The sequence below is a fragment of the Microbacterium sp. Marseille-Q6965 genome (assembly GCF_946151065.1).
In the GTDB taxonomy this organism is placed as follows: domain Bacteria; phylum Actinomycetota; class Actinomycetes; order Actinomycetales; family Microbacteriaceae; genus Microbacterium.
Window position 1 is genome coordinate 14,836 of the sequence record NZ_CAMGZA010000005.1, and the last position, 24,422, is coordinate 39,257.

Genomic DNA, 24,422 nt, shown 5'->3' on the forward strand with positions numbered 1-24,422 from the left:
GTCATCCGTCCCCCTCGGTCGTCCCGGGCGTTGGAGAGTGCACGTCTCGCACGGTCCAGCGCTCGTCGGCCGACGCGCGCTCGATCACCACCGACTGCGGCGCACCGGCCCCGTCCGACGCCTGCACCCGCAGCACCGCGAGATCGCCGAAGTCGTCGAGCAACACCACGCTGCGAGCGTCGGCCGGCAGCCACACGGCCGCGTCGTCGTTCAGGCGCAGCGGGGGCGCGCCGACGGGGCGCACGGCGCCGCACGTTTCGTCCCCCGCCGCGCGACACACCGCCAACCCGTCGAGGAGCCGCTGCGCGGCCGCGACGGGGTCCTCGGCCGATTCCGCAGCGCCGGCCTCGCCCCGGTTCCGCGCCGCGTCATCGCCCGGTCTCACCGCCGCCCCGGCGGTTGATGCCGTCTCCTCGTTCGTCGCCGCCTCGTCCGTTGCGGCGCCGCCCGGCCGCCGCTCGGCCTCCCCGCGCGCGCCCGCCGCGGCGTGCGCGGAACGGGCGGTCCCCGCACCCGGCTCGGCGGCGGCGTGATCCTCGCCGCTCGGCCACATCAACCCGCCGGCGATCACGGCCGCCGCCGCCACGCCGCCCAGGAGGAACGGCGCCCCGCGGGCGTCCCGCACGGCGCGCAGTCGTCCACGCACGCTCAGGAGGAAGGCCGCTGCGCTCTCGGCCACCCGCCCGGACAGCGCCGCGTCGATCGTCTCCCGCAGGTCGATGCGCGTCCGCGCTGCACCATTTACCGCGCCGGGTCGCCGCCCGCCGTCGCGCCGCGGACGACCGCGCGCGGCGCGCGCCGTGCGAAGCTCGCGCCTCGTGCGGCGTTCGCTCGCGCGCGCCGGCGGGGCGGGAGCGGGAGCGCCGTCGCGGGGCTCGGGTGGCGCGAGCAGGCGCTCGAGCGGCTGCGGGGCGCGGGCCTCGAAAAGGCGCTCCTCCAGCGCCTCGACGGCCTCCACCGACACGTCGGCGGCCTCGAGCAGCGCGCAGGCCTCGTCGAGCAGCTTGCGCACCACCCGGTCGTCGACGCCCGCCCCCACCTCGGTGAGGATCCGTGCCGCCGATGACGCGCACTCACCCATCCCGTCGAGGGCCGGCCGGGACGCCGCGCTCCGCAGTCCGTCCGTCGGGACGAACGCGGGGCGCCCGTCGGACACGAGCCACCACGCGCCGCGCACCGGGGCGCCGCGCGAGGAGCGCCGAGCCTCGCCCACGCCACGCATCAGGCTGACGGCGAGGGTGACCGCCCCACCACCGGAGAGCGGGGGCGCGGCGCGAAGCGAGACGTCGAGGCGCCTCACGCACCAGGAGAGCACCGCGTCGTGCCCGCCGCGACGCCGCGCGACGTCGCGCACGCCGAGGACATGCTGCGATTCCCCGTGCGCCCATCCCGGCCAGCCGTCGAGCTCGGCGACGTCGACGAGCACGACGCTCTCGTCTCCCACCGCAACAAGCTCGCCCGGAAGCGGCGACTCCCCGGGCACGAGACGCCGAATCGTGCGATACGCCCCACCGAGAAGCTCGCCGCGCTCCTCCCCGGCGTCGTCCGTGCGCTCCCCTGTCATGGGACCAGCCTGCGTCGCGAGGCGAGGACGGCGCCCGGCGCGGCACGCTCCGTGGAGGTCTCGGTGCTTCGCGCACGCTGTGAGCGGACCGAGGCGCACGTGCGCACGGCGGGCACTCGGTAGGCTGGAGGGTATGGCAGCACGCGGTACCGAGGCGGAGAAGCGCCCGGGATTCATCTCTCAGCTCAGGCAGCTCTTCACGTTCACGCGCGAGGTGTTCGCGTGGCTGCCGTGGGCGCTGGCCGGCATCGTCCTCGCCGGCGTCGGCCTCGGCGTGCTGCTGGCATTCCTCGTGCAGCCCGACATCTGGGGCTTCATCCTGTGGCCGATCTTCGGCCTCATGCTCGGGGTGCTGGGGTCGATGATCCTCATGACCCGGCTCTCGACGGTCGTCATGTACCGGCGCATCGACGGCATGCCCGGCGCGGCCGGTCACGTGCTGTCGACGATGCTCGGTCGCCGCTGGCGCGCGAGCGAGATGCCCGTCGGCGTCAACCCGAAGACGCAGGAGGCCGTGTACCGTGCCGTGGGCCGGGGCGGCATCGTGCTGGTCGGCGAGGGCTCGCGCGGCCGCCTGAAGAAGCTCTTTCGCGACGAGCGCATGAAGGCCGCGCGCGCCGCGCACGGCGTGCCGCTGCACGAGTTCTACGTGGGCCACGGCGAGGGCGAGATCCCCATCAAGGACCTCGCCAAGACGATCAAGGCACTTCCGAAGGCGATCGATCGCGCCACCATGGGTGCGGTCGTGCAGCGACTCGAGTCGCTGGGCAGCGGGATGTCGTCGCTTCCGATCCCCAAGGGCATCGACCCCACGCGGGTCCGCGCGCCGCGCCCGCGCTGACGACCCGCCCCCGGCTGCAGGGCCAGGCCCCGTCGCGGATGGGCGGCCCTTGTCGTTGCGTGGGGGCCGTTCCGTCCGAGCCAGCCGGTGCCTGGGCGCGGCCTACGACCGGACGAGCACCGTGCCGGCGATGACGTCGTGCAGTCCCCGCCCGTCCTGCCAGATCACGGCGGGGACCACGAGGCCGAGCAGGAGCGTGCGCACCGCGGGCCGCCACGGTCCCGCCCAGCCGCCCGCTGCGCGCTGCACCCGCAGGCCGAAGATGCGGTGACCGGGGCTGCCGCCGATGGTCGGGATGAAGACGATGTGGATGACCATGAAGGTCAGGTGGATCGCGAGGGCCTCCGACGCGAAGAACGTCGCCGCGATCACATACGCGGCCGCCCAGTCGATCGCGAGGCCGCCGATCCTCCTGCCCAGCGATCCGAGGCTCCCGGTCCCCGTGCGCGGCAGTCCCAGATCCCTGCCCGGATAGTCGCTGTCGGCCTGCGTGTCGGTCACCCCACCAGCCTACGGTCCGGCCGCTGAGCGCCCGCCGACGACCGGGCCCACCACGCGTTTCCGGATGCTCGCGAGCCGGCGTAACATCGCGGAAACATTCGGGACACCCTCGAGCAATGCCCCGCGGATAGCGTCGAGGGGTCACCCGTGGAGGGTGTCCGACCCGAAGATCCCCAACCTGGAGCCTCAATGTTCAACGATTCCTCCGAGGTGCTCAAGTTCATCAAGGACGAGGACGTCAAGTTCCTCGACATCCGTTTCACGGACCTCCCCGGTGTCCAGCAGCACTTCAACATCCCGGCTTCGACCGTCGACGAAGAGTTCTTCACGGTCGGACAGCTCTTCGATGGCTCCTCGATTCGCGGCTTCGCGAACATCAACGAGTCGGACATGCAGCTCATCCCCGACGTCACCACCGCGTACGTCGACCCCTTCCGCGAGGCGAAGACGCTGATCATGGTCTTCGACATCTACAACCCGCGCAACGGCGAGATCTACTCGAAGGACCCGCGTCAGGTCGCCAAGAAGGCCGAGAAGTACCTCGCGTCCACGGGCATCGCCGACACCGCCTTCTTCGCGCCCGAGGCCGAGTTCTTCATCTTCGACGACGTGCGCTACGAGGTCTCCTCCGGCAAGAGCTTCTACTCGGTCGACTCCGAGGAGGCCGCGTGGAACTCGGGCCGCGAGGAGGAGGGCGGCAACCTCGGCAACAAGACCCCGTACAAGGGCGGCTACTTCCCCGTCTCGCCGGTGGACAAGCAGGCCGACATCCGCGACGACATCGTGCTGAAGCTCATCGAGGTCGGGCTCGAGGTCGAGCGCTCGCACCACGAGGTCGGCACCGCGGGCCAGGCGGAGATCAACTACAAGTTCGACACGATGGTCCACGCCGCGGACGACATCCTGAAGTTCAAGTACATCGTCAAGAACACGGCCGAGCAGTGGGGCAAGACCGCCACGTTCATGCCGAAGCCGCTGTTCGGCGACAACGGCTCGGGCATGCACACGCACCAGTCGCTCTGGGCCGACGGCAAGCCGCTGTTCTACGACGAGAAGGGCTACGCGCAGCTCTCGGACGTCGCCCGCTGGTACATCGGCGGTCTGCTCAAGCACGCCCACGCGGTCCTCGCGTTCACGAACCCCACGCTGAACAGCTACCACCGCCTGGTCAAGGGCTTCGAGGCGCCGGTCAACCTCGTCTACTCGGCCGGCAACCGCTCGGCGGCCATTCGCATCCCGATCACGGGATCGAACCCCAAGGCGAAGCGCATCGAGTTCCGCGCCCCCGACTCGTCGGGCAACCCGTACCTCGCGTTCGCGGCGCAGCTGATGGCCGGCATCGACGGCATCAAGAACCGCATCGAGCCGCACGAGCCGATCGACAAGGACCTGTACGAGCTGCCGGCCGAGGAGGCCAAGGGCATCCCCCAGGTGCCGAACTCGCTGCTCGACTCGCTCGAGGCGCTCGACAAGGACCGCGAGTTCCTGACCGCCGGCGGCGTGTTCACGGACGAGCTGATCGACACGTGGATCGAGTACAAGTACGAGAACGAGATCCTGCCGATGCAGCAGCGTCCGCACCCCTTCGAGTTCGAGCTGTACTACGGCGTCTGACCTCCCCGCAGGCCCGCACCCGGCCCGGTCCTCGCGAGTCATCGCGGGGGCCGGGCCTTTGCCGTCCTCGCGGAAGGTTCGCGAGCGACGGCGGTGCGGCGGTTCGCGCCCCGGGTGGGGGCCGTCGGTCAGCTCGCGGCGATGGCGCTGGGCCGTCGCGAGCAGGCGACGGTGAGCGCGATCCCCACCGCGAGGAGCGCGACGGCGACGACGAGCCAGGCCACGTCGTACGGGAGGATCTCGACGTCGTAGCGGATCTGGTGCAGGCGGAGGAGCTTGTGGTTGACCGTGCCGTCCCACAGCTGGAAGGCCCCCGTCCCGACGAGGAAGCCGGCCCACGCGGCGTCGTGGCGGAAGCCGCCGCGGCGGCGCGCATCGAGCATGAGGAAGAAGCCCGCGGCCGCGCAGAACAGCTGACCCGCGTGCAGCAGCCCGTCGGACACCAGCCCGAACGCGGGCGTCGAGAGGTCGTAGAAGTGGTGCCAGCGCAGGATCTGGTGGAACACGATCTCGTCGAGAGCGGCGACCACCGCGACACCGAGAAGGACGGCCGCCGCGTACTCACGGCGACGAACGACCCGCAGCACCCGCTCAGCCACGGCGCTCTCCGCTCGCCGCCGCCGGCTCGGCGACCTCGACGGTCGCACCGACGCTGTCGAGCCGCCGCCCGCTGCGCCGATACCACTCGGCGCACAGGAGGACCATGAGCACGAGATCGACCGCGTCGCCGCCGTAGAACATGAGCAGGGCGCCATCGCGCGCCTGAGCGGCGGGGACGCCGGCGGGCGGGTTCACGAAGAGCAGCTTGGCGAGCACTCCGTGCGCGGCGAGCGACAGCACGAGAACCGTCGCCCTCAGGGCCAGACCTGCGCGATGGGGGTTCGGATCCACCGACACCAGCGCCGTCGTGAACAGGTAACCGGCGATGAGGAAATGCGCGGTCACGAGCAGGTGCAGGAAGGGATCCTGCATCATCATCCCGTGCAGGGGCGTGAGATGGATCACCCACAGGCCGCCCACGTTGAGCAGGGCCGCCACGACCGGGTGCGTCAGAAAGCGGGCGAGCGGGCTGCGGAGCAGCCGGCTCAGGCGGCGGGCGGGGACCGTGGCGAGCGTGCGCAGCGCCAGCGTCGCGGGCGCTCCGTACACGAGCAGCAGCGGCGCGATCATGCCGACGAGCACGTGCACGCCGACGTGCGCGACGAACCCGCCGTGGGCAGCGGCGGCGAGGGGGCCCGCGAACCCGAGGGCTGCGGCCACCAGTCCGGCCATCCATATCGCTGTCCGCCACATCTGCCAGCCGCGTCCGGTGCGCTGCTCGCGGATCGCGGAGGCCAGGTACGCGATCGCCGCGACGGCGAACGGGAGCAGCAGGAAGGCCTCGACGGGGATGCCGCCGTGCCCCGAGTGAACGTGAGCAGCGACCTCGACGGGCACGTGGGCTCCCCCCTGACGATCCGGTCCGTTCCGTGAACCGTACGCGCCGAGGCGCTGGCGGCGTCAGAGGGTTGACGCGGGCGCCGGCGGCTGCGATGCGGGGCGCCGCGCCGGCGGCCGGTCAGCCGTAGAAGAGCGTCTCGAACGCGCGCCGGGCGCGCCGGGACGTGCGCATCCAGTCCTCCTCCACCTCCGTGGCCGAATGGGCCGGGTACTCGAGGATGCGGCCGATGCCGTCCAGGTCGCGACGGTCGCTCGGCAAGACGTCGCTCGTGCGTCCCGTGAGGAGCGTGTTCGCCGAGCGCAGCCGCGAGGCGAGGCGCCACGCCTCCCCCAGCCGCCGCGCGGGATCGACCGGCAGGAGGCCCGCGTCCACGGCGGCGACGAGGGCGTCGAGCGTCGAGGTCGTGCGCAGCGCCGGCACCTCGTGCGCGTGCTGTAGTTGCAGCACCTGGACGAGCCACTCCACGTCGCTCAGGCCACCAGGGCCGAGCTTGAGGTGACGGCGCGGGTCGGCGCCCTGCGGCAGGCGCTCGCTCTCGACCCTGGCCTTGATGCGGCGGATCTCTCGCACATCCTGCGGGTCCAGCTCCCGCGGGTAGCGCACCTCGTCGGCCATCTCGAGGAACGCGTCGATCAGCTTCGCCGACCCCGCGATCCCCCGCGCTCGCAGCAGGGCCTGAGCCTCCCACGAGAGCGACCACCGGCGGTAGTACTCGCGGTACGCGTCGAGCGAGCGCACGATCGGCCCGTTCCTGCCCTCCGGGCGCAGTCCCGCGTCGAGCTCGAGCGGCAGCCGGTGATCCTCCGATTGCCGGCGCAGCTCGGCGACGATCCGCTCGGCGTGGCGCTGCGCCCGCTGGGGGTCGACGCCCTCGGGCCGGTACACGTAGAGCACGTCGGCATCGGAGCCGAAGCCGATCTCGGCGCCACCGAAGCGCCCCATGCCGACCACGGCGAAATCGAGCGCGTCGTCCTCGGGGGGCACCACCTCGCGGCGGATCGCGCGCAGGGCGGCCTGGATCGTGACCTCGGTGATGGTGGTCAGCGCGGCCGAGAGCTCGGTGATCGTGACGGTGCCCAGGATCGACGCCATCGCCGCACGCAGCAGCTCGCGGCGCCGCAGCGCGCGCACCGCCCGCATGGCGTCGTGCATCGTGGCGTGGCGCGACTGGATCGCCCGCGCCTCCTCCGCCAGCAGCGAGCCGCCGCGCGGGCGCAGCTGCTCCTCGTCGTCGAGCCACGCCACCGATTCGGGGATCCACTCCATCAGCTCGCCCACATACCGCGAGCCGGAGAGCAGCTTGGCCAGGGCGTCGGCGGCGCCCGCCGAGTCGCGCAGCATGCGCAGGAACCACGGCGAACCGCCCAGCCGCTCGCTGATGCGGCGGAACGCGATCAGTCCGTAGTCCGGATCGACGCCCTCGGCGAAGCGGCGCAGCATGACGGGCATGAGGTGGCGCGTGATGGTGGCCTTGCGGCTGATGCCGCTCGTGAGCGCCTCGATGTGGCGCAGCGCGCCGCCCGGGTCGCGGAAGCCGATGGCGGCAAGCCGGTCGTGCGCCCGCTGCGGCGTCAGCTGGGCCTCATCGCTTGGCAGCGCCGCGACGGCCGACAGCAGCGGGCGGTAGAAGATGCGCAGGTGGATGTCTCGCACCTCACGCTTGAGGCGCTCCCACGCGCGGCGCAGGTCCGACCCGGTGGGCGCCAGGCCGGTCGCCCGCGCGAGCACCCGAAGGCCGTCGTCGTCGCGCGGCACGAGGTGGGTTCGGCTCAGGCCCTGCAGCTGCAGCCGGTGCTCCATGAGACGCAACCGCCGGTAGTGATCGTCGAAGGCGGCGGCGTCGGCACGGCCGATGTAGCCGCCGTCGGCCAGCGCCGCCAACGCCTCCAGCGTGCCGCGCTGGCGGACCGCGTCGTCTGTGCGTCCGTGCACGAGCTGCAGCAGCTGCACGGCGAACTCGATGTCGCGCAGGCCTCCCGGCCCGAGCTTGAGCTGATAGGGCACGTCCTCCGCGGGGATGTGCTCGGTGACCCGCTCGCGCATGCGCTGCACGCCGTCGACGAAGTTCTCGCGCGCCGCGCTCTCCCACACCGCCGGTCGCACCGCCGCGATGTAGTCGTCGCCCAGCGCCGCGTCGCCCGCGAGCGGCCGGGCCTTCAGCAGGGCCTGGAACTCCCAGCTCTGCGCCCACCGCGCGTAGTACGCCACGTGCGATTCCAGCGTGCGCACGAGCGCGCCCTTCTTGCCCTCGGGCCGCAGGTTCGCGTCCACCTCCCACAGCGGCGGTTCGGCCTCGAAGCCCGAGATCCCGCGCATCGTCTGCACCGCGAGGCGGGTCGCGATGTCGATCGCCCGGCTCTCGGCCAGGTCGGATCCCTCACGCGCTCCGGCGACGAAGATGACGTCGACGTCGCTGACGTAGTTCAGCTCGCGGGCGCCCGCCTTGCCCATGCCGATGATCGCGAGCCGGGTGTCCGCCACCTCCTCGCGGGGAAAGAGACCGGCGCCCCCCGTGCCGGTCGCGACGCGTGTGCGTGCGACGGCGAGCGACGCCTCCAGCGCCGCCCCGGCCAGATCCGAGAGCGCGGCCGCGACGTCGGGCAGGACGTCGACGGGCTGCGACGAGAGCAGGTCGAAGGCGGCCACGCGGGCCAGCTGCGAGCGATACGCCGCCCGCAGGGCCGCCCAGGCCGACTCGTCGCACGTCTGCGCGAAGCCGCCGGACGCACCGACCGCGTCGAGCACCTCGCGACGCATCTCCTCGGCGCTCGGCAACCGGCTCCCCGCGGTGTGCAGCGCCGCCAGGTGTTCGGGTCGCCGCAGGTAGAACTCGCCGAATCCGCGCGACGCTCCGAGCAGCCGCCAGGCCGTGCCGCGGGCGCGTTCGTCCCGCAGCACGTCGGTGACGGCGTCGGCGCGTCGCCGCGCGATGAGGACGAGCCCCGTGAGCGCCTCGTCCGGATCGGCGGCGCCCTCGGCGCCTCCCAGCAGCACCACGCGCTCCAGGCCGGTGGCCTCGGCGAGCTCGGCGATCCGGTCCTCGGCCTCGTCGATGCGCGCGAAGCCGAGGCGCACCAGCCCGGTGCGGGTGGCCGCCCGGCTGACCGAACTCATGCGCGCGTTCCGGTGATCCTCAGCGACGCGTCGGTCAGACGATGTCGAGGTGGTGACGCAGCTCGAAGGGCGTGATCTGCGAACGGTACTGCTCGAACTCGCGCCGCTTGTTCGCCAGCACGTAGCTGAACACCTGCTCGCCCAGGGTCTCGGCGACGAGCTCGCTGTCCTCCATCGCCGCGACGGCCTCGTCGAGGGTCTGCGGCAGCGCCCGGTAGCCCAGCGCGCGTCGCTCGGCGTCGCTGAGCGCCCACACGTTCTCCGCCGCCTCGGCGGGCAGCTCGTACTCGTCCTCGATGCCCTTCAGGCCCGCCGCGAGCATCAGCGCGTACGCGAGGTAGGGGTTGGCGGCGGAATCGATACCGCGGTGCTCCACGCGCGCCGAGCTGCTCTTGCCCGGCTTGTAGCGCGGCACGCGCACGAGCGCCGAGCGGTTGTTGTGACCCCACGTCACGTAGCTGGGCGCCTCGTCGCCGCCCCACAGGCGCTTGTAGGAGTTCACGAACTGGTTCGTCACCGCCGAGATCTCGCGCGCGTGCGCGAGCAGGCCCGCGACGAACTGGCGGCCGACCTTCGACAGCTGGTATTCCGCGCCCTCCTCGTAGAACGCGTTGACGTCGCCCTCGAACAGCGACATGTGCGTGTGCATGCCCGATCCGGGGTGCTCGGCGAACGGCTTCGGCATGAACGTGGCGTGCACGCCCTGCTCGATCGCGACCTCCTTCACGACCGTGCGGAAGGTCATGATGTTGTCGGCCATCGCGAGCGCGTCGGCGTAGCGCAGGTCGATCTCGTTCTGCCCCGGCCCGCCCTCGTGGTGGCTGTACTCGACCGAGATGCCGAGGTCCTCGAGCATGCGCACCGAGCTGCGGCGGAAGTCGTGCGCCGTGCCGCCCGGCACGTTGTCGAAGTAGCCGGCGTGGTCCACCGGCTCGGGCCCGTCGGTGCCGAAGGTGCGCGTCTTCAGCAGGTAGAACTCGATCTCGGGGTGGGTGTAGAAGCTGAACCCCGCCTCGGCGGCCTTCGCGAGCGTGCGCTTGAGAACGTTGCGCGGATCGGCGACGGCCGGCTGCCCGTCCGGCATCGTCAGGTCGCAGAACATGGCGGCGGTGGGGTCGACCGTGCCGCGCCACGGCAGGATCTGGAAGGTCGAGGCGTCGGGATACGCCAGCAGATCCGACTCGTGCGAGCGCGTCAGGCCCTCGATCACCGAGCCGTCGAAGCCGATTCCCTCGGTGAAGGCCCCCTCCACCTCGGCGGGGGCGATCGCGAGCGACTTGAGCGTGCCGATGACGTCGGTGAACCACAGTCGCACGAACTTGACGCCGCGCTCCTCGATCGTGCGCAGGACGAAGTCCATCTGCTTGTCCATCGAATCCTCTCCGAAGGGGTGACGCCGGAGCTTTCAGCCTAGTGGGCGCGCGCGGAAATCACGGTGCGCCGGAGCCCGCGTCCCAGTCGTCCTCGCGGGCCTCCTCCTCCGCCCACGCGCGGGAGCGCTCGGCGAGGATCTCGTAGGCCCGGGAGGCCTCCTCCGGTGTCGCGAACGGACCGATGCGGTCCGGCGCCGGCGACACCAGGCCCCGCTCCACCTCGCCCGTCTTCGCGTTGTACCAGTACTGCGCGTCCTGATCCTGATCGGCCATGTCGGCTCCCCTCGTCCGGTGGCCCCAGCCTACGACCCGAGGCGGCGAGAACCGGGCGGTCAGTCGCTGGGGACGACGACCCACAGGGCGATGTAGACGGGGATCGTCCATCCGAAGAAGAGCACCCCGACGACCGCGAGCACCCGCACGAGGGTCGAGGGCAGCCCGAACCGGCGGGCGAGCAGACCGCACACCCCGGCGACGACTCGGTCCTGGCGGGGCCGCACGACGATCATCGACATGGCGCCAGCGTAGCGGCCTGGGAGCGCCGCGTCACGGGTGAGCGGCGTCGACGTGCGCGCTCGATGCGCGCCGCGAGATGTCGCCGCGACGGGCGCGCCACCGAACCACGCCCAGCGCGAGGAGCGCGAGCAACGCGCCGAGGGTGAGCACGCCGGTGACCCACGGGCCGAGCACAACGCCGGCGGTGAGGCCCTCGCGCAGCTCGACGTCGGCGACGATGACGCCGGCCTCGTCCACCCACACCTGAGCGAGCGTCGTCCCGTCGGGCGCGATCAGCTGACTCGTGCCGACGGTCGAGAGATTGACGACGCTGCGCCCCGTCTCGATGGCGCGCATGCGCGCGAAGGCGAGCTGCTGCAGATTCTCGTCGCTGCCGCGGAAGTCGGCGTTGTTCGTCTGGAACATGAACACCTGCGCGCCATCGCCGATCCCCTCGCGGATGAAGGAATCGTCGATCACGTCGAAGCAGATCGCCAGGCCGGCGAGCGCGCCGCCCAGATCCATCACGGGCGAATCCGTGCCCGGTGTGTACTCGCGCCCGATCATGTGGATGAGCGACGGCACGATGGCGGCGTAGAACGCCCGATCGGGCACGTACTCCCCGAACGGCACGGGATTGCGCTTGGAATGGGTCTGCTCGGGCCCGGCCGCGGTCCAGAGCATCGACATGTTGTAGACGCTCTCGCCCTCGGCGCTCGCGGCGTTCATGAGCAGCGGCGCGTCGTAGTCCTCGGCGACGTCCTCGAGGATGCGGGCGACCGACGACTCGGCGCGCGGATCGGCGTCGACGCCGCCCTCGGGCCACACGATGACGTCGACGTCCTCGCCCGCGAGCTCACGGGTTGCGGCCAGCTGCGCTCGCAGCACGTCGAGGTACGCGCGGTCGTCCATGTACGCGGCGGGGCCGTTGCCCTGCACGGCGCCGACGCGGAGCGTGCCCGCGGGAGTGGTGGGGAACTGCGGCACGAGGGCAAGCAGCGCGAGCACGGCGGCAGCCGGCAGCACCGTGCCCGCGATCCGGGCTCGCGTACGACGCTCCGCCCCTGCGCGCGCCGCGCTGCGGAAGATCTCGATGACCATGGCAGACAAGAGCACGACGAGGAACGTCAGCCCGGTGACCCCGATCCACGACGACAGCTGCGCGAGCGGGGAGCTGGCGAGACTCATCCCGATGCGGCCCCACGCGAAGCCGCCGTAAGGCCACGAGCCCATCACCACCTCGCGGGCGGTCCACAGACCGGCGACGAGTGCCGGCACGGCGATCAGGCGCGCCCAGCCGCCCCATCCGTCGGTCCACCGGTAGGCGAGCGCAATGAGGATCGCGCCGAGCGCCATGAAGAGGCTCTCCACGCCGGCCAGCGCCACCCACGGCACCCACGCCAGCTCGTTGTCGCCCAGGAATCCCGCCGCCCAGTCGATGTGGGGGAAGTAGAAGGCGGCCGCGAAGGCCAGCCCGACGAGGAACGCCGCCCCGGCCCGGCGCGCGACGAGCGTGACGAGCGACACCCCGACGGCGATGAAGGCGAGCGGCCAGATGCCGGCGCTCGGGAAGCTCGCGTCGAGCGCGAAACCGCCGGCGGCCGCGAGCGGGACGGCGGCCCACAGCGGCAGTGACGAACGGCGGGCGGGCATGGGCAGAAGCCTATTCCGCCCCGCCTGGTGGCCGGCTGCGTCGCGGCCTCACACCGCCGAGTAGGCGACGATGCCGTGGCGCACCTGGTCGAGCGCGCGGCGGGCGGTGCGGGCGAGGTCGCCATCTGCCGTGACGGAGAGCTGGTCGAGCAGGTCGATGGTCTGCTTGGCCCAGCGCACGAAGTCGCCGGCCGCCATGTCGGCCTCCCCCAGGACCCGATCGAGCATCTGCCCGCGCGCCCACAGGTGCATGGCCAGCGCCAGCCCGGTGGCGACCTCCTGGGTGCCCGGCAGGCGATGGTCCTGCTCCAGGTCGTCGAGCCGTGCCCACAGCTCCTGCGTGCGGCTGAGGGCCTCGCGGAAGGGACCGTGCGGAAGCGCATGCCCGCCGTACTCCTCGCGGCCCCGCGGCTCGTAGACGAGGCAGCACGCCAGCGCCGCCAGCGAGGGCGCGTCGAGCCCCTCCCAGATGCCGGCGCGCAGGGACTCGGCCACGAGCAGGTCGCGGTCGCCGTAGATCCTCCTCATGCGGGCGCCGGCCTCGGTGAGGGTCGCCTCGTTCCCGTCGAGCTCGACGTAGTCCAGCTCGACGAGCACGTCGATGATGCGGTCGAACCGGCGCGCGACCGTGCCCGTGCGCGACGCGATCTGGCGGCGGATCCTGTCGGTGTCGCGCGCGAGCTTCTGGTATCGCTCCCCCCAGCGCGCGTGTCGCTCGCGATCCGGGCACTTGTGGCAGGGGTGCCGTGTCATGCGTTTGCGGAGGGCATTGATCTCCCGCGTGCGCTGCTCGCGCACGGCCCTGCTCGCGTCGGCGTCGCGCCGCTGCGCCTTCTCGAGGTCGCTCAGCTCGCGGCGCATCGCCGAGTACTCGAGGAAGTCGCCGCGGTCGCACGCCATCGCCTGCGCGTAGCCCTCGAGCGAGGCCTCGGCGTCCTTCACCTGCTGCGCGAGCCCGACCACCGAGCGATCGGCCTGGAACTGCGCGAACGACGACTCCAGGATCGCTCGGGCCCGGCGCCGTCCGAACTGGTCGATGAGGTTCACCGCCATGTTGTAGGTCGGCCGGAACGACGAGTTGAGGGGGTAGGTGCGTCGAGAGGCGAGGGAGGCGACCGCCTGGGGATCGAGCTGATCGGTCCACTGCACGACCGCGTGCCCCTCGACATCGATGCCGCGACGACCGGCCCGCCCCGTGAGCTGCGTGTACTCCCCCGGTGTGATGGGCACGCGCGACTCACCGTTGAACTTCTCGAGCTTCTCGAGCACGACGGTGCGGGCGGGCATGTTGATGCCGAGCGCGAGCGTCTCGGTCGCGAACACCGCCTTGAGGAGCTTGCGCTGGAACAGCTCCTCGACGACCTCCTTGAACGCCGGCAGCAGACCCGCGTGGTGCGCGGCGACGCCGCGCTCCAGGCTGTCGCGCCACTCCCACCAGCCGAGCACGCCGAGGTCCTCCTCGGCGAGCGTGCCGGTGCGCTGGTCCACGATCCTGCGGATCTCCGCGCGCTCGTCCGCCGTCGTCAGCCGCAACCCGCTGCGGCGCACCTGCTGCACGGCGCCGTCGCATCCGGCTCGGCTGAAGATGAAGAAGATCGCCGGCAGCAGGTTGGACCGCTCGAGAAGCCGGATCACGTCGGGGCGGTCGATGCGCGCCATGCGGGGAGCGGGGCGGCCCCCGCCGCGTCCTCCCCCACGGCGGCCGCCACGGCGCCGCCCGTCGAAGGTCCGGTCGTACGCGACGGATCCGGACCCGCCCAGACGCAGCAGCTCGCGGTTCACGCGGTTCGACGCCGCGCCGGCGCGCTCATCGAACAGCGGCAGCAGATCGCCGCGCGCGAGCACGTGCTGCTCGAGGGGCACCGGCCGGGTCTCCGAGACGATCACCTCGGTGTCGCCGCGCACGGTTCCGAGCCAGTCCCCGAACTCCTCCGCGTTCGAGACGGTGGCCGACAGAGACACCAGTCGCACGCTCTCGGGGAGGTGGATGATGACCTCCTCCCACACGGCACCGCGGAACCGGTCGGCGAGATAGTGCACCTCGTCCATCACGACGTAGCGCAGACCCGTGAGCGACGACGAGCCGGCGTAGATCATGTTCCGCAGCACCTCGGTCGTCATCACGACCACGCGCGCGTCGCCGTTGATGTTGACGTCGCCGGTGAGCAGGCCGACCTCGTCCTCGCCGTAGGTGTCCTGCAGCTCGCGGAACTTCTGATTCGACAGCGCCTTGATCGGCGTCGTGTAGAACGCCTTGTCCCCCGGCGTCTGCATCGCCAGGTGCACGGCGAACTCGCCGACGATCGTCTTGCCGGCCCCGGTCGGGGCGGCCACGAGCACGCTGCGGCCCTCTTCGAGCGCCTCGCATCCCGCGATCTGGAACGGGTCGAGCTCGAAGCGCTGAGCCGCCGCGAAGGCGGTCGTGACCGGATGCTTCATGGCTACACCTCGATGTAGAGGTCGGGGTTCTGCTTCCGTTTGCGGCGATCGAACAGCAGCGACACGAGAGCGGCGGCCAGGTACAGCACGAACAGGATGAGACCGAGCACGACCATGGACACGATGTCGGCCGGCGACGAGGCGAGCATGCCGATCACCAGTCCGATGATGAGCGCGAAGCGCCAGCCCTTCAGGATCGAGCGGCCGCTGACGACACCGGCGAGGTTCAGCGCGACGAGGAACACCGGCAAGACGAAGGCGATCCCGACGATCGTGATCAGCTTGAACACGAAGTCGTAGTACGCGGCGTAGTCGTAGAACTGTGAGGCGAACTGCTCCTCCGGCACGAACTCGCTCATCACGAGGATGAGGCGCGGCAGGAGGTAGATCGCGACGGCGCAGCCGCCGAAGAACAGCGGGATCGCGGCGGCCATGAAACCGACCGTGTACTGGATCTCCTTCTTCTTCAGCCCGGGCATGATGAACGCCCAGATCTGCCAGAGCCAGACCGGCGCCGAGATGATCAGGCCGATCGCGAAGGAGATGCGGATGCGCATCTCGAACGGCCCCGTGATCGTGGAGTACACGAGGCGAGTGAAGTCGTCACCGAGCTGCTCGGCCACCTGGCGGATCGGGAAGACGAGCCATCCGATCACCCAGTCGGTCAGGAAGTAGGCGATCACCATGCCCACGACGAGGGCGATGGCCGCGATCACCAGCCTGCGGCGCAGCTCCATGAGATGACCCGCGAGGGTCATCCGCTTCTCGCGCGGCGGCTCCTCCTCGTCGATGGTCACGTCGGGCGTGGCCACCGGTGGTTACGGCTTGGGGTCGGTGCCGTCGGCCGCGGGCGCGGCCGGCGGGGTCGCGGTGCCCGGCTGGTCGGCGGCCTTCGACGGGGCGGTGCCACCCGGGCCGCTCTCCTCCTTCATCTGCTTGATCTCACCCCGGAAGACGCGCGCCGACTGCCCGAGGCTCTTCGCGAGGGCGGGGAGACGAGCGGCGCCGAAGATGAGCAGGATGATCGCGAGGATCAGCAGGATCTGCCAGATGCCCGGCATGTGCATGGTGACTCCGTACGTCGGGGAAGCGTGTGCGCGGTCAGTCTAACCCTCGACCCTTCGAACGGGGCAGGACGCGACGGATCCGCCTGCGCGCCGTGTCAGGCCTCGCCGTAGAGCGCCAGCGCCTCGTGAACCCATTCGGCCGCGGCCCGCCGGGCCGCGGGCGGTTCGAGGATCTCGACGGCACCGCCGCGGCGCGCCGCGAGTCGCTTCAGGCTGCGGGCGTCGGCCACGCGCACGCGCGCGGTCGTGAATCCTCCGGCGTCCTCCACCTCGGCGCGGTCGAGGTACTCCCCCACGAGCGGCGCCAGCTCGGTGCGGAACCGGATCACCGCCACCTCATCGTCCGCGCCGGGCTCGAACAGCTCCGGCACCGGCTCGTGAGCGTGCTCCGCGGGGATCGCGGTGAGGCGGGGATCGCTCACCCGCTCGAGGTGGAAGGTGCGCATCGCGCGGCGCAGGTGGCACCATCCCTGCAGGTACCACTGGCCGTTCGAGATGAGGACCTTCACCGGATCGACCGTGCGCGTCGTCTCGGGGGCGTCGGGTGCGCGATACGTGAAGGCGACGGCCACCCGGTCGTGCAGCGCCTGCGACACCACGTCGCGCACCTCGTCGACCCGGGGCGGCACGATGACGACGTCCGCCGGCGCCGCCGACGCGCCCGCCGCGAGCTTGGCGATCAGGCCGGTGACGACGTCGGACCCGGCCACGCCGGGCATGGCGCTGGCGAGCCGCAGCCCGGCAAGCAGCGCGGCGGCCTCGCGCGACGTGAGGCGGGGCGCGCGATCCAGCGCCGGCGCATACGTGATGGCGATCCGGTCCCGCTCGTCGAGCAGGTCCCAGTCGATGTCGAACATCTCGCCCGGCATCTGCCAGAACTCGTCGGAGCCGGGCAGGCCGATGACGGTGAGCTTCTCGACCATCCCCCGCATCTGCGCGGGCGTGACGCCGAACTCCTCGGCGGCCTCGGCGAGCGAAACCTCCCCGCGTTCCAGCAGGTAGGGCACGAGCGTGAGCAGCAGCTGCACGCGGTCGCTCGAGACGAGCGCGGGTCGTCGTCCGCTCATGCCGTGCCCTCCCCGCCGCTGGTGTGGACATCCCGGACGGCACGGAGGCGTGCGATCACGGCCTCGCGCAGATCGTCGGGCTCGACCACCCGCACCTCCGGCCCGTACGAGGCCAGTTCATCGGCCAGGATGTGCCGGTCCACATAGGGAACGCGAATGCCCTGGGTCTGCTGCTCGCCGCGCCGTCCCAGCCGCAGCGCCGCCTCGGTGCCGGGGGTGACCTCGAGCAGCGCCGACTGGCGCGCTGCCACCTCCTCGAGGCCGCGCTGCGCGCGCTCGCCGGCCCCCTCGCGCAGCGACGGGTCGAAGCGCTCGCGGGTACGGAGGACGTCGCCGACGATCCGGCTCAGCAGAAAGGTGCGGTCCTCGCCCACGCCGAGATCCTGGCAGTAGACATGCCACCGGGCCTCCCAGTCCACCAGGGCCAGCGGTCGCACGCGCCGCCGCCGCGGGTGCTCCTCCCCCGGCTTCAGGTAGTCGAACTCCACGACGACGCACTCGTCGACCGCCTCCTGCAGCGGCCCGAACGCCGCCTCCCTGGCCGACATGCGCGGGGCGAAGCCCAGGATGGGCTCGTCCACGTCGATGCCGAGCGCGCGGATCTTACGCAGGCCGCGCTGCGCGTCCTGCGAGAGCGAGCCCTCGCTCCACACGCTGCCGGCCAGGCTGAGCACGGCCACCTCCGCCGGGGTGAACTCCAGGTCCTCCGGCAGGTCGTACTCGGACTTCGGGATCCGGTACCGCGCCTCGCGCAGGTCGTTCGGATCGCTCGCGTCGCCGATCGTCTCCACCGGCACGCCCACGCGGCGCAGCTCCTCCTTGTCACGCTCGAACATCTTCTCGAGCGCCTCGACGGAGGCGGCGCCCTGACGCTGGCGGTACCCCGAGACGTTGTCGAGGATCTGCTGCTTGGTCAGGCCGACCTCGGTCGCCATGAGGGCGACGACAAGGTTGAGCTGTCGCTCTTCAGGAGGGATCGCGGCGGCCACCCGCCCATCCTATGGTCGGCGCGCGGCGTGGCGCCGCCGTCGCCGCACGAGATGCGGCGCGCGTCAGGAGGCGGGCTCGACACCGACGATGTCGATGACGAACACGAGCGTCGAGTTCGCCGGGATGCGGCCGCTGCCCTGCTCGCCGTAGCCCAGCTCCGGCGGGATGACGGCGAGCACCTGCGAGCCGACCTTCTGACCCTCGACGGCCTGCCAGAACCCGGGGATCACGCCGTCGCCCGTGGCGCGCAGCAGCGCGCCGCTGTCCCACGACGAGTCGAAGACGGTCTTGTCGTCCCAGGTCACGCCGGTGTACTGCACGATGGCCGTGTCACCCTCGCCGATCTCAGCCCCGTCGCCCTGCAGCAGCGTCTGCACGACGAGCTCCTGCGGCGCCTCGGCGTCGGGCACGGTGATGCCGGGGCGACCCTCGGTGGTCCGCACGACCGACGGCACGCCGGCATCGGCGTTGTAGACGGGGCTGCCCCACGCGGCGCGCGCGTACACGTCGCGCACATCCACGACGGCGATCACGCCGCCCTCCGCCGGGAAGCCCTGCATCGCGTACTGCGCGCGTGCCGCCTCGTCCACGCCGTCCTCGCTGAGCGCCACGACGGTGCGCGTGCCGGCCGTCGCGCACGTCAGCGCAGCCTCCAGGCCCGGGAACTGCGTCAGCCACGTGCTCACGCGGGTCGGCGCGGCGTCGGCGGAGTAGGAGGTGCCGATGATCGGCTCGCCGGTCTCGGCCGAGAACAGCGACATGTCCACGACGCCGGGCTGATCCAGGTCGGCGATCACGGGACCGTCGCCCCTGGCGATGTCGGCGAAGATCGACCGCTCGGTCTCGAAGGGCTGGTTCAGCGAGATCTCGGGGATCTCCCCTTCCGCGCCCGACACGTCGATCGCGTGCGCGACGGCCTCGTTCTGGGCCGGTCGTGTGCAGTCCGCGTTCGCGGCGGGGTTGCCGGCCGGGGCGCAGGCCACCAGGCTCAGAGCCGCCAGAGCGGTCACGGTGAGGGCAGCGGGGATCTTACGCACGCATCGCAGTCTAAGCGCGCGCGCCCGAACGCCCGAATCCGCGGGCGAGTCCGCGCCTCGTCGCGCCCGCCGCCGGTCAGGCGTCGGTGCCGTCCGCAGCGCGGGAGGCGGCCGCGATCCGGGCGCCGTCGCGCGCCTTCTCGGCCTCGCGGATGCGCTTGCGCAGGTTCTTGTCCGTGATCTCGCGGTCGCCCACGCCTCCGGGCGTCCAGATCTCGAGGTCCTCGTCGGTGTAGCTGCGCTTCGACGCGCGGCGCTTCACCTCGGGCGGCACGGCACCGGGCGCCAGCCGTCGCGCGGAGATGAGGAAGCCGGTGTGTGCCACCATGCGGTGATCGGGCCGCACGGCAAGACCGTCGACGTGCCAGCCCCGCACCATCGTCTCGTTGGCGTCGGGCTCGGTGAACGCGCCGAGCCCCCTGAGGAACTCCGCGGTGCGCGACAACTGCGTGGCGGTGGCGACGTAGCAGATCACCACTCCGCCGGGGGTGAGCGCGTCCGCCACGGCGGGCAGCACCTCCCACGGCGCGAGCATGTCGAGCACCACGCGGTCGACCGTGCCGGGCTCGACCGCACGCGGCAGCTCTTCGGCCAGGTCGCCCTCGCGGACCTCCCAGAACGGCGGGAGCTCTCCGAAGAACGTCTCGACGTTGGCGGAGGCCACCTCGGCGAACTCGGCGCGCCGCTCGAAGGAGATCAGCCGACCTTCCGGGCCCACCGCGCGCAGCAGCGACAGCGACAGCGCTCCCGATCCCACCCCCGCCTCGACGACGACGGCGCCGGGGAAGATGTCCGCCTGCACGACGATCTGCGCCGCGTCCTTGGGGTACACGATCGCCGCCCCGCGCGGCATCGACATGACGAAGTCGCGCAGCAGCGGGCGCAGGGCGAGGTACTCGTGACCGGCGCTGTTCTCGACCACGGAGCCGTCGGGCTGGCCCACCAGCTGGGCGTGCGCGAGCACGCCGTGGTGCGTGTGGAGCTCGCCCCCCTCGCGCAGGGTGATGGTGTGCATGCGGCCCTTCGGGCCCGTCACCTGGACACGGTCGCCGTAGCGGAAGGGGCCGCGGGGCTTGTCGATCATCGGGCGGCCTCCCCCGCGATCCGGTGGCGGGCGTGCAGCTGCACCAGGTCGTCGACCCCTCGCCCGTCGAGGCCCTTCCACACCTCGGCGGCTCCCAGCCCCTCGAGCGAGAGAAGGTTCTCGACACCCAGCGCCGTGGCGCCCGACGCCACGGCGGAGCGCAGCCCGTTCGGCGAGTCCTCCAGGGCGACGCAGTCGCGGATGTCCACGCCCAGCGAGCGCGCGGCCTGCAGGTACGGGTCGGGGAACGGCTTGGGGCGCTCCACGTCGTCGCCCGCGACGACGAGGTCGAACGCGGGGAAGTCGATCAGGTCGATGATCTCGCGCGCCATGCGGTGCATGGACATCGTGACGAGGGCCGTCTTCACGCCGGCCTCGCGCAACCCGAACAGCAGCTCGCGCGCGCCCGGTCGGAACGGCACGCCCGAACTCTGCGTACGCCGGATGACCTCGGCCGTGAGGTGGTCGACGATCGCCTCCGGCTCCATGTCGACCCCTCGGCTGCGGATGATCTGCGCCGAGTCGAGCAGGCTGAGGCCGACGAGCTGCAGGGCGTCGTCATGCGTCCAGGTGCCCCCGTACGAGGCGATCAGTTCGGTCTCGGCGGCCATCCAATACGGCTCGGAGTCGACGAGGGTGCCGTCCATATCCCACAGCACGGCCTGAGGCGTAGTCATCGAATCAGCCTATCCGGCGCATCCTGCGCTCTTCCCGCGCGCACGGCCCGGGCGCTCTCAACGGGTCGTAGGGTGAAGGGAAGGTGGAAGGGAGACCGGTGACGGCACGCGAGCAGGACACACGCCCGCAGAACACGCTGGGCGGCAGGATCCTCGTGGCGGCGTTCGACGGATGGAACGACGCCGGCGAGGCCGCGTCCAACGCCATCGAGCAGTTGCGCCGATCGGGCTCCTACGAGCCGGTGTTCTCCGTCGACCCGGAGCTGTACTTCGACTACCAGTACACCCGGCCGAACATGCAGGCCGACGGCGATGGGCGCCGCGTGCTGAAGTGGCCCGAGGCGACGCTGTACCGCCCGACCCGCAGCACCGGTGTGGAGCTGTGGCTACTCACGGGCGTCGAGCCCGCACGCGCCTGGCGGGCCTTCACCAGCGAGTTGCTCGACGTGGCGCTGCGCGAGGACGTGACGGGACTCGTCACCCTCGGCTCGATGATGTCGGACGTGCCGCACACCCGACCGATCGCCGTCTCGGTGACGAGCGAGAACGATCCGCTGCGCACAGCGCTCGAGCTGGAGCGCAGCGCCTACGAGGGCCCCACCGGCATCATCGGCGTGCTCGCCGACGCCGCCGAGACGGTCGGCATCCCGGCCGTGTCGCTCTGGGCGAGCGTGCCGCACTACGTCGCCAGCCATGCCCCCTCGCCCAAGGCGACGCTGGCGCTGCTCGACCGGCTCGAGGAGCTCAGCGGGGCGGACGTGCCGCGCGGCTCCCTCGAGACGGAGGCGGCCGCCTGGGAAGCGTCGATCGACGCGGCCGCCGCCGACGACGAGGAGATGCGCGAGTACATCCGCCACCTCGAGGAGAACCGCGACACGGTGGAGTCGCCGGAGGCCTCGGGCGACGCGATCGCGAAGGCCTTCGAGCGCTACCTGCGCCGCGACGGCGACGACCCGCGCGGCCGCCGCTGACGATCAGTACGCCGAGAGCACGCCCGTGGCAAGGAGCACCATGAGCACGGCGCCGAGGGCGACGCGGTAGATGACGAACGGCAGGAAGCTGCCCGTCTTCAGGTAGCGCATCAGGTACGCGATGACGACCCACCCGACCGCGCCGGCGACGACGGTGGCGAGGATCGTGCCGCCCCAGCCGTAGGGCCCGGGGTCGCCGGTCTCCAGGCCCTCGCGCAGCTCCCACAGGCCCGACCCGAAGACCGCGGGCACGGCGAGCAGGAAGGCGAACTCGGCCGCCGAGGTGCGGTCGTAGCCCAGCGCGCGCGCCGCCGTGGTGGTCGCGCCCGAGCGCGAGACCCCCGGTACGAGCGCGAGGGCCTGCGCCACGCCGATCGTGAGGCCGTGCGGGTAGCTCACCTGGTCGATCGTCCGGTCCCGGCGCGCGTAGCGGTCGACGAGACCCAGGATGATGCCGAAGCCGATGAGCACGGCCGCGACGAGCCACAGGTTGCGGAAGGTCTCGCGGATGTAGTCCTGCAGCGCGAAGCCCAGGATCCCGATCGGGATGGTGCCGATGATCACCAGCCACCCCATCCTCACGTCCGGGTCATCCTTCGCGACCTTGCCCGCCAGTGACAGCGCCCACTTGCGGATGATCGTGACGATCCGGTTCCAGAAGTAGACGAGCACCGCCAGTTCGGTGCCGATCTGGGTGATCGCGGTGAAGGTGGCGCCGGGGTCGGCCGCCGAGGGCAGGAACTCGCCGATGACGCGGATGTGCGCGCTGGACGAGATCGGCAGGAACTCGGTCAACCCCTGCACGAGCCCCAGGATGAGCGCCTCGATGTAATGCACGAGAGTCGACTCTAGGTCACCGCCCCCGAAGGTCTCGTCAGACTTCCGGGGGACCTGTCAGTACGAGCGGATGAGATCCGCCAGCACCCGCTGGCCGAACACCAGCGCGTCGACGGGCACCCGCTCGTCCACGCCGTGGAACATGCCGGTGAAGTCGAGGTCGGCGGGCAGCCGCAGCGGCGCGAAGCCGTAGCCGTCGATGCCCAGCTGCGAGAGCGCCTTGTTGTCGGTACCGGCGCCGAGCAGGTACGGCAGCACCGGAACGCCGGGATCGTGGCGGCCCAGCGCGGCGACCATCGCCTCGACGAGGGGGCCGGCGAACGGGATCTCGAGGCCGATGTCGCGCACGACCATCTCGATCTCGATGTCGTCGCCCACTATGCGCTGGATCTCGGTGAGCACCGCGTCCTCGGTGCCCGGCAGCACGCGCACGTCCACCGTCGCCTCCGCGCGGTCCGGGATGACGTTGTGCTTGTACCCGGCCGTGAGCCCCGTGGGGTTCGAGACCGTGCGGAACGTCGACTTGATGAACGCCTCGGCGGGACCGGTGTGGGCGGCGAGCACATCGGGGTCGGTGCTGACCTCGCCGCTCAGCTCGGCGATCCCCTCCAGCAGCTGGCGCGTCGTCTCGGTCATCTCGACCGGCCACACGGCACGGCCGAGCGTCGCGAGGGCCTCCGACAGCCGCGTCACCGCGTTGTCGGGGTGGAAGCGGCTGCCGTGACCGGCGCGCCCCCGCGCGATGAGCTTGATCCACATCAGCGCCTTCTCGCCCACCTGCAGCAGGTACGCGCTCCGATCGCCGACGGGCACCGTGTAGCCTCCGACCTCGCTGATCGCCTCGGTCGCACCCGCGAACCATTCCGGGCGGTCCCTCACGACGAGCGCGGATCCCTCGACGCCGCCGTTCTCCTCGTCGGCGAAGAACGCGAGGACGAGGTCGCGCTCGGGGCGCTCCCCCGTCCGCAGCACATCGGCGACGGCGGTGAGGATCATCGCGTCCATGTTCTTCATGTCGACGGCACCACGGCCCCACAACATGCCGTCGCGGATCTCGCCCGCGAAGGGATCGACCGACCAGTCCCCCGCGACGGCCGGCACGACGTCGAGATGCCCGTGCAGCACGAGTGCCGGCTTGTTCGGATCACGGCCCGGCACGCGCGCCATCACGTTGGTGCGGCGCGGGATCGGCTCGTAGTACTCCGGTTCGAGACCCAGCGACTGCAGGTAGGCGCCGACGTACTCGGCGGCCTCCCGCTCTCCCTTCGCGTTCCCGCCGCCGTAGTTCGTCGTGTCGATGCGGATGAGGTCGGCGGCGATCCGCGCGACCTCCGGCAGCTCGCTCGCGGGCGTGGGGTTCTCGGGTCCGGCCATGCGCTCCAACCTACCCGCGCCCCGCGCGGCGCCTCGCCGGGCGGCGGGGATGCGAGCTCTCCTCCTCCCCGCAACCGCTCCAGGGGCCCTCAGGGTGCCAGCCCTCCTCCCCGCACCCGCAAACGAAGAAGGACCCGACCAGTCGGCCGGGTCCTTCTTCGTTGTGTGCGCGAGGGGGGACTTGAACCCCCACGCCCTAATACGGGCACTAGCACCTCAAGCTAGCGCGTCTACCTATTCCGCCACCCGCGCATTGGGTGTGATCCGCACTGCGGACCGAGGA

The 24,422-nt window shown here is 71.7% G+C and carries 22 protein-coding genes and 1 tRNA gene; 3 read left to right on the plus strand and 20 right to left on the minus strand.

Features of this window, described 5'->3' with window-relative positions:
- Window position 1: 1 nt before the first annotated feature.
- Window positions 2–1,564, minus strand: a complete 1,563-nt coding sequence (locus N8N77_RS12335; RefSeq protein WP_261167174.1) for a hypothetical protein — start codon at window positions 1,562–1,564, stop codon at window positions 2–4.
- Window positions 1,565–1,697: 133 nt separating this feature from the next.
- Here N8N77_RS12335 and N8N77_RS12340 point away from each other — a divergent pair, with 133 nt between their 5' ends.
- Complete coding sequence (locus tag N8N77_RS12340; RefSeq protein WP_261167175.1) at window positions 1,698–2,405, plus strand: DUF4191 domain-containing protein; 708 nt, start codon at window positions 1,698–1,700, stop codon at window positions 2,403–2,405.
- Between the two features lie 102 nt (window positions 2,406–2,507).
- Here N8N77_RS12340 and N8N77_RS12345 read toward each other — a convergent pair whose 3' ends face one another.
- Window positions 2,508–2,906, minus strand: a complete 399-nt coding sequence (locus N8N77_RS12345) for an RDD family protein (protein ID WP_261167176.1) — start codon at window positions 2,904–2,906, stop codon at window positions 2,508–2,510.
- A gap of 189 nt (window positions 2,907–3,095) precedes the next feature.
- Between N8N77_RS12345 and glnA the strand changes: the two genes are divergently transcribed.
- Entirely contained in the window at window positions 3,096–4,520 is a 1,425-nt protein-coding gene (gene glnA, locus N8N77_RS12350; protein WP_261167177.1) for a type I glutamate--ammonia ligase, read from the plus strand.
- Window positions 4,521–4,648: 128 nt separating this feature from the next.
- On the opposite strand, the gene N8N77_RS12355 is transcribed toward glnA, so the two are convergent.
- The 15 genes from N8N77_RS12355 to N8N77_RS12425 all read right to left on the minus strand — a co-directional run bounded on the left by N8N77_RS12355 (window position 4,649) and on the right by N8N77_RS12425 (window position 20,957).
- Entirely contained in the window at window positions 4,649–5,119 is a 471-nt protein-coding gene (locus N8N77_RS12355) for a DUF2243 domain-containing protein (RefSeq protein WP_261167178.1), read from the minus strand.
- On the minus strand, window positions 5,112–5,957 hold the full coding sequence (locus N8N77_RS12360; protein WP_261167179.1) for a cytochrome c oxidase assembly protein: 846 nt from the start codon (window positions 5,955–5,957) through the stop codon (window positions 5,112–5,114). Before N8N77_RS12360 ends, N8N77_RS12355 begins: the two co-directional genes overlap by 8 nt.
- 121 nt (window positions 5,958–6,078) lie before the next feature.
- Window positions 6,079–9,075 (minus strand): bifunctional [glutamine synthetase] adenylyltransferase/[glutamine synthetase]-adenylyl-L-tyrosine phosphorylase, encoded by a 2,997-nt coding sequence (locus tag N8N77_RS12365; protein ID WP_261167180.1) that lies wholly within the window; start codon window positions 9,073–9,075, stop codon window positions 6,079–6,081.
- Between the two features lie 34 nt (window positions 9,076–9,109).
- Window positions 9,110–10,447, minus strand: a complete 1,338-nt coding sequence (locus tag N8N77_RS12370; protein WP_261167181.1) for a glutamine synthetase family protein — start codon at window positions 10,445–10,447, stop codon at window positions 9,110–9,112.
- A gap of 58 nt (window positions 10,448–10,505) precedes the next feature.
- Window positions 10,506–10,721: an SPOR domain-containing protein gene (locus N8N77_RS12375; RefSeq protein WP_261167182.1), complete on the minus strand. Its 216-nt coding sequence runs from the start codon at window positions 10,719–10,721 to the stop codon at window positions 10,506–10,508.
- 59 nt (window positions 10,722–10,780) lie between these two features.
- Entirely contained in the window at window positions 10,781–10,963 is a 183-nt protein-coding gene (locus N8N77_RS12380) for a PspC domain-containing protein (RefSeq protein ID WP_261167183.1), read from the minus strand.
- 31 nt (window positions 10,964–10,994) lie between these two features.
- Window positions 10,995–12,596 (minus strand): apolipoprotein N-acyltransferase, encoded by a 1,602-nt coding sequence (lnt, locus tag N8N77_RS12385; protein ID WP_261167184.1) that lies wholly within the window; start codon window positions 12,594–12,596, stop codon window positions 10,995–10,997.
- A gap of 48 nt (window positions 12,597–12,644) precedes the next feature.
- Window positions 12,645–15,035, minus strand: coding sequence for an RNA helicase (locus N8N77_RS12390; protein ID WP_261167185.1), 2,391 nt, complete (start codon window positions 15,033–15,035; stop codon window positions 12,645–12,647).
- A 2-nt stretch (window positions 15,036–15,037) separates the two neighbouring features.
- Window positions 15,038–15,847 (minus strand): twin-arginine translocase subunit TatC, encoded by an 810-nt coding sequence (gene tatC, locus N8N77_RS12395; protein WP_314732532.1) that lies wholly within the window; start codon window positions 15,845–15,847, stop codon window positions 15,038–15,040.
- A 6-nt stretch (window positions 15,848–15,853) separates the two neighbouring features.
- Complete coding sequence (locus N8N77_RS12400; RefSeq protein ID WP_261167186.1) at window positions 15,854–16,102, minus strand: twin-arginine translocase TatA/TatE family subunit; 249 nt, start codon at window positions 16,100–16,102, stop codon at window positions 15,854–15,856.
- A gap of 95 nt (window positions 16,103–16,197) precedes the next feature.
- Window positions 16,198–17,169: a YafY family protein gene (locus tag N8N77_RS12405; RefSeq protein WP_261167187.1), complete on the minus strand. Its 972-nt coding sequence runs from the start codon at window positions 17,167–17,169 to the stop codon at window positions 16,198–16,200.
- Window positions 17,166–18,158, minus strand: a complete 993-nt coding sequence (locus tag N8N77_RS12410; RefSeq protein WP_261167188.1) for a YafY family protein — start codon at window positions 18,156–18,158, stop codon at window positions 17,166–17,168. The genes N8N77_RS12405 and N8N77_RS12410 overlap by 4 nt, the downstream gene beginning before the upstream one ends.
- 63 nt (window positions 18,159–18,221) lie before the next feature.
- Entirely contained in the window at window positions 18,222–19,196 is a 975-nt protein-coding gene (locus N8N77_RS12415) for an FKBP-type peptidyl-prolyl cis-trans isomerase (protein WP_261167189.1), read from the minus strand.
- Window positions 19,197–19,272: 76 nt separating this feature from the next.
- Window positions 19,273–20,280: a tRNA (adenine-N1)-methyltransferase gene (locus N8N77_RS12420; RefSeq protein ID WP_261167190.1), complete on the minus strand. Its 1,008-nt coding sequence runs from the start codon at window positions 20,278–20,280 to the stop codon at window positions 19,273–19,275.
- On the minus strand, window positions 20,277–20,957 hold the full coding sequence (locus N8N77_RS12425; RefSeq protein WP_261167191.1) for an HAD family phosphatase: 681 nt from the start codon (window positions 20,955–20,957) through the stop codon (window positions 20,277–20,279). The genes N8N77_RS12420 and N8N77_RS12425 overlap by 4 nt, the downstream gene beginning before the upstream one ends.
- A gap of 98 nt (window positions 20,958–21,055) precedes the next feature.
- Between N8N77_RS12425 and N8N77_RS12430 the strand changes: the two genes are divergently transcribed.
- On the plus strand, window positions 21,056–21,928 hold the full coding sequence (locus N8N77_RS12430) for a PAC2 family protein (RefSeq protein ID WP_261167192.1): 873 nt from the start codon (window positions 21,056–21,058) through the stop codon (window positions 21,926–21,928).
- A 3-nt stretch (window positions 21,929–21,931) separates the two neighbouring features.
- Here the strand turns inward: N8N77_RS12430 and N8N77_RS12435 are convergent, their stop codons facing one another.
- The 3 genes from N8N77_RS12435 to N8N77_RS12445 form a co-directional block, all read right to left on the minus strand.
- The gene (locus N8N77_RS12435) at window positions 21,932–22,765 is read right to left on the minus strand and encodes an undecaprenyl-diphosphate phosphatase (protein WP_261167193.1); all 834 of its coding nucleotides are present in this window, start codon (window positions 22,763–22,765) and stop codon (window positions 21,932–21,934) included.
- Window positions 22,766–22,822: 57 nt separating this feature from the next.
- On the minus strand, window positions 22,823–24,139 hold the full coding sequence (locus N8N77_RS12440) for a M20/M25/M40 family metallo-hydrolase (RefSeq protein WP_261167194.1): 1,317 nt from the start codon (window positions 24,137–24,139) through the stop codon (window positions 22,823–22,825).
- Between the two features lie 166 nt (window positions 24,140–24,305).
- A tRNA-Leu gene (locus tag N8N77_RS12445) sits at window positions 24,306–24,391 on the minus strand.
- Window positions 24,392–24,422: the final 31 nt, after the last annotated feature.

Bases quoted from the DNA above. Each gene is read 5' to 3' on its own strand.
- N8N77_RS12420 (WP_261167190.1), bottom strand. From the start codon at position 20,280: ATGATCGACAAGCCCCGCGGCCCCTTCCGCTACGGCGACCGTGTCCAG.
- N8N77_RS12440 (WP_261167194.1), bottom strand. From the start codon at position 24,139: ATGGCCGGACCCGAGAACCCCACGCCCGCGAGCGAGCTGCCGGAGGTC.
- N8N77_RS12365 (WP_261167180.1), bottom strand. From the start codon at position 9,075: ATGAGTTCGGTCAGCCGGGCGGCCACCCGCACCGGGCTGGTGCGCCTC.
- N8N77_RS12335 (WP_261167174.1), bottom strand. From the start codon at position 1,564: ATGACAGGGGAGCGCACGGACGACGCCGGGGAGGAGCGCGGCGAGCTT.
- N8N77_RS12405 (WP_261167187.1), bottom strand. From the start codon at position 17,169: ATGAGCGGACGACGACCCGCGCTCGTCTCGAGCGACCGCGTGCAGCTG.
- N8N77_RS12400 (WP_261167186.1), bottom strand. From the start codon at position 16,102: ATGCACATGCCGGGCATCTGGCAGATCCTGCTGATCCTCGCGATCATC.
- N8N77_RS12390 (WP_261167185.1), bottom strand. From the start codon at position 15,035: ATGAAGCATCCGGTCACGACCGCCTTCGCGGCGGCTCAGCGCTTCGAG.
- N8N77_RS12380 (WP_261167183.1), bottom strand. From the start codon at position 10,963: ATGTCGATGATCGTCGTGCGGCCCCGCCAGGACCGAGTCGTCGCCGGG.
- glnA (WP_261167177.1), top strand. From the start codon at position 3,096: ATGTTCAACGATTCCTCCGAGGTGCTCAAGTTCATCAAGGACGAGGAC.
- N8N77_RS12340 (WP_261167175.1), top strand. From the start codon at position 1,698: ATGGCAGCACGCGGTACCGAGGCGGAGAAGCGCCCGGGATTCATCTCT.
- N8N77_RS12375 (WP_261167182.1), bottom strand. From the start codon at position 10,721: ATGGCCGATCAGGATCAGGACGCGCAGTACTGGTACAACGCGAAGACG.
- N8N77_RS12370 (WP_261167181.1), bottom strand. From the start codon at position 10,447: ATGGACAAGCAGATGGACTTCGTCCTGCGCACGATCGAGGAGCGCGGC.
- N8N77_RS12425 (WP_261167191.1), bottom strand. From the start codon at position 20,957: ATGACTACGCCTCAGGCCGTGCTGTGGGATATGGACGGCACCCTCGTC.
- lnt (WP_261167184.1), bottom strand. From the start codon at position 12,596: ATGCCCGCCCGCCGTTCGTCACTGCCGCTGTGGGCCGCCGTCCCGCTC.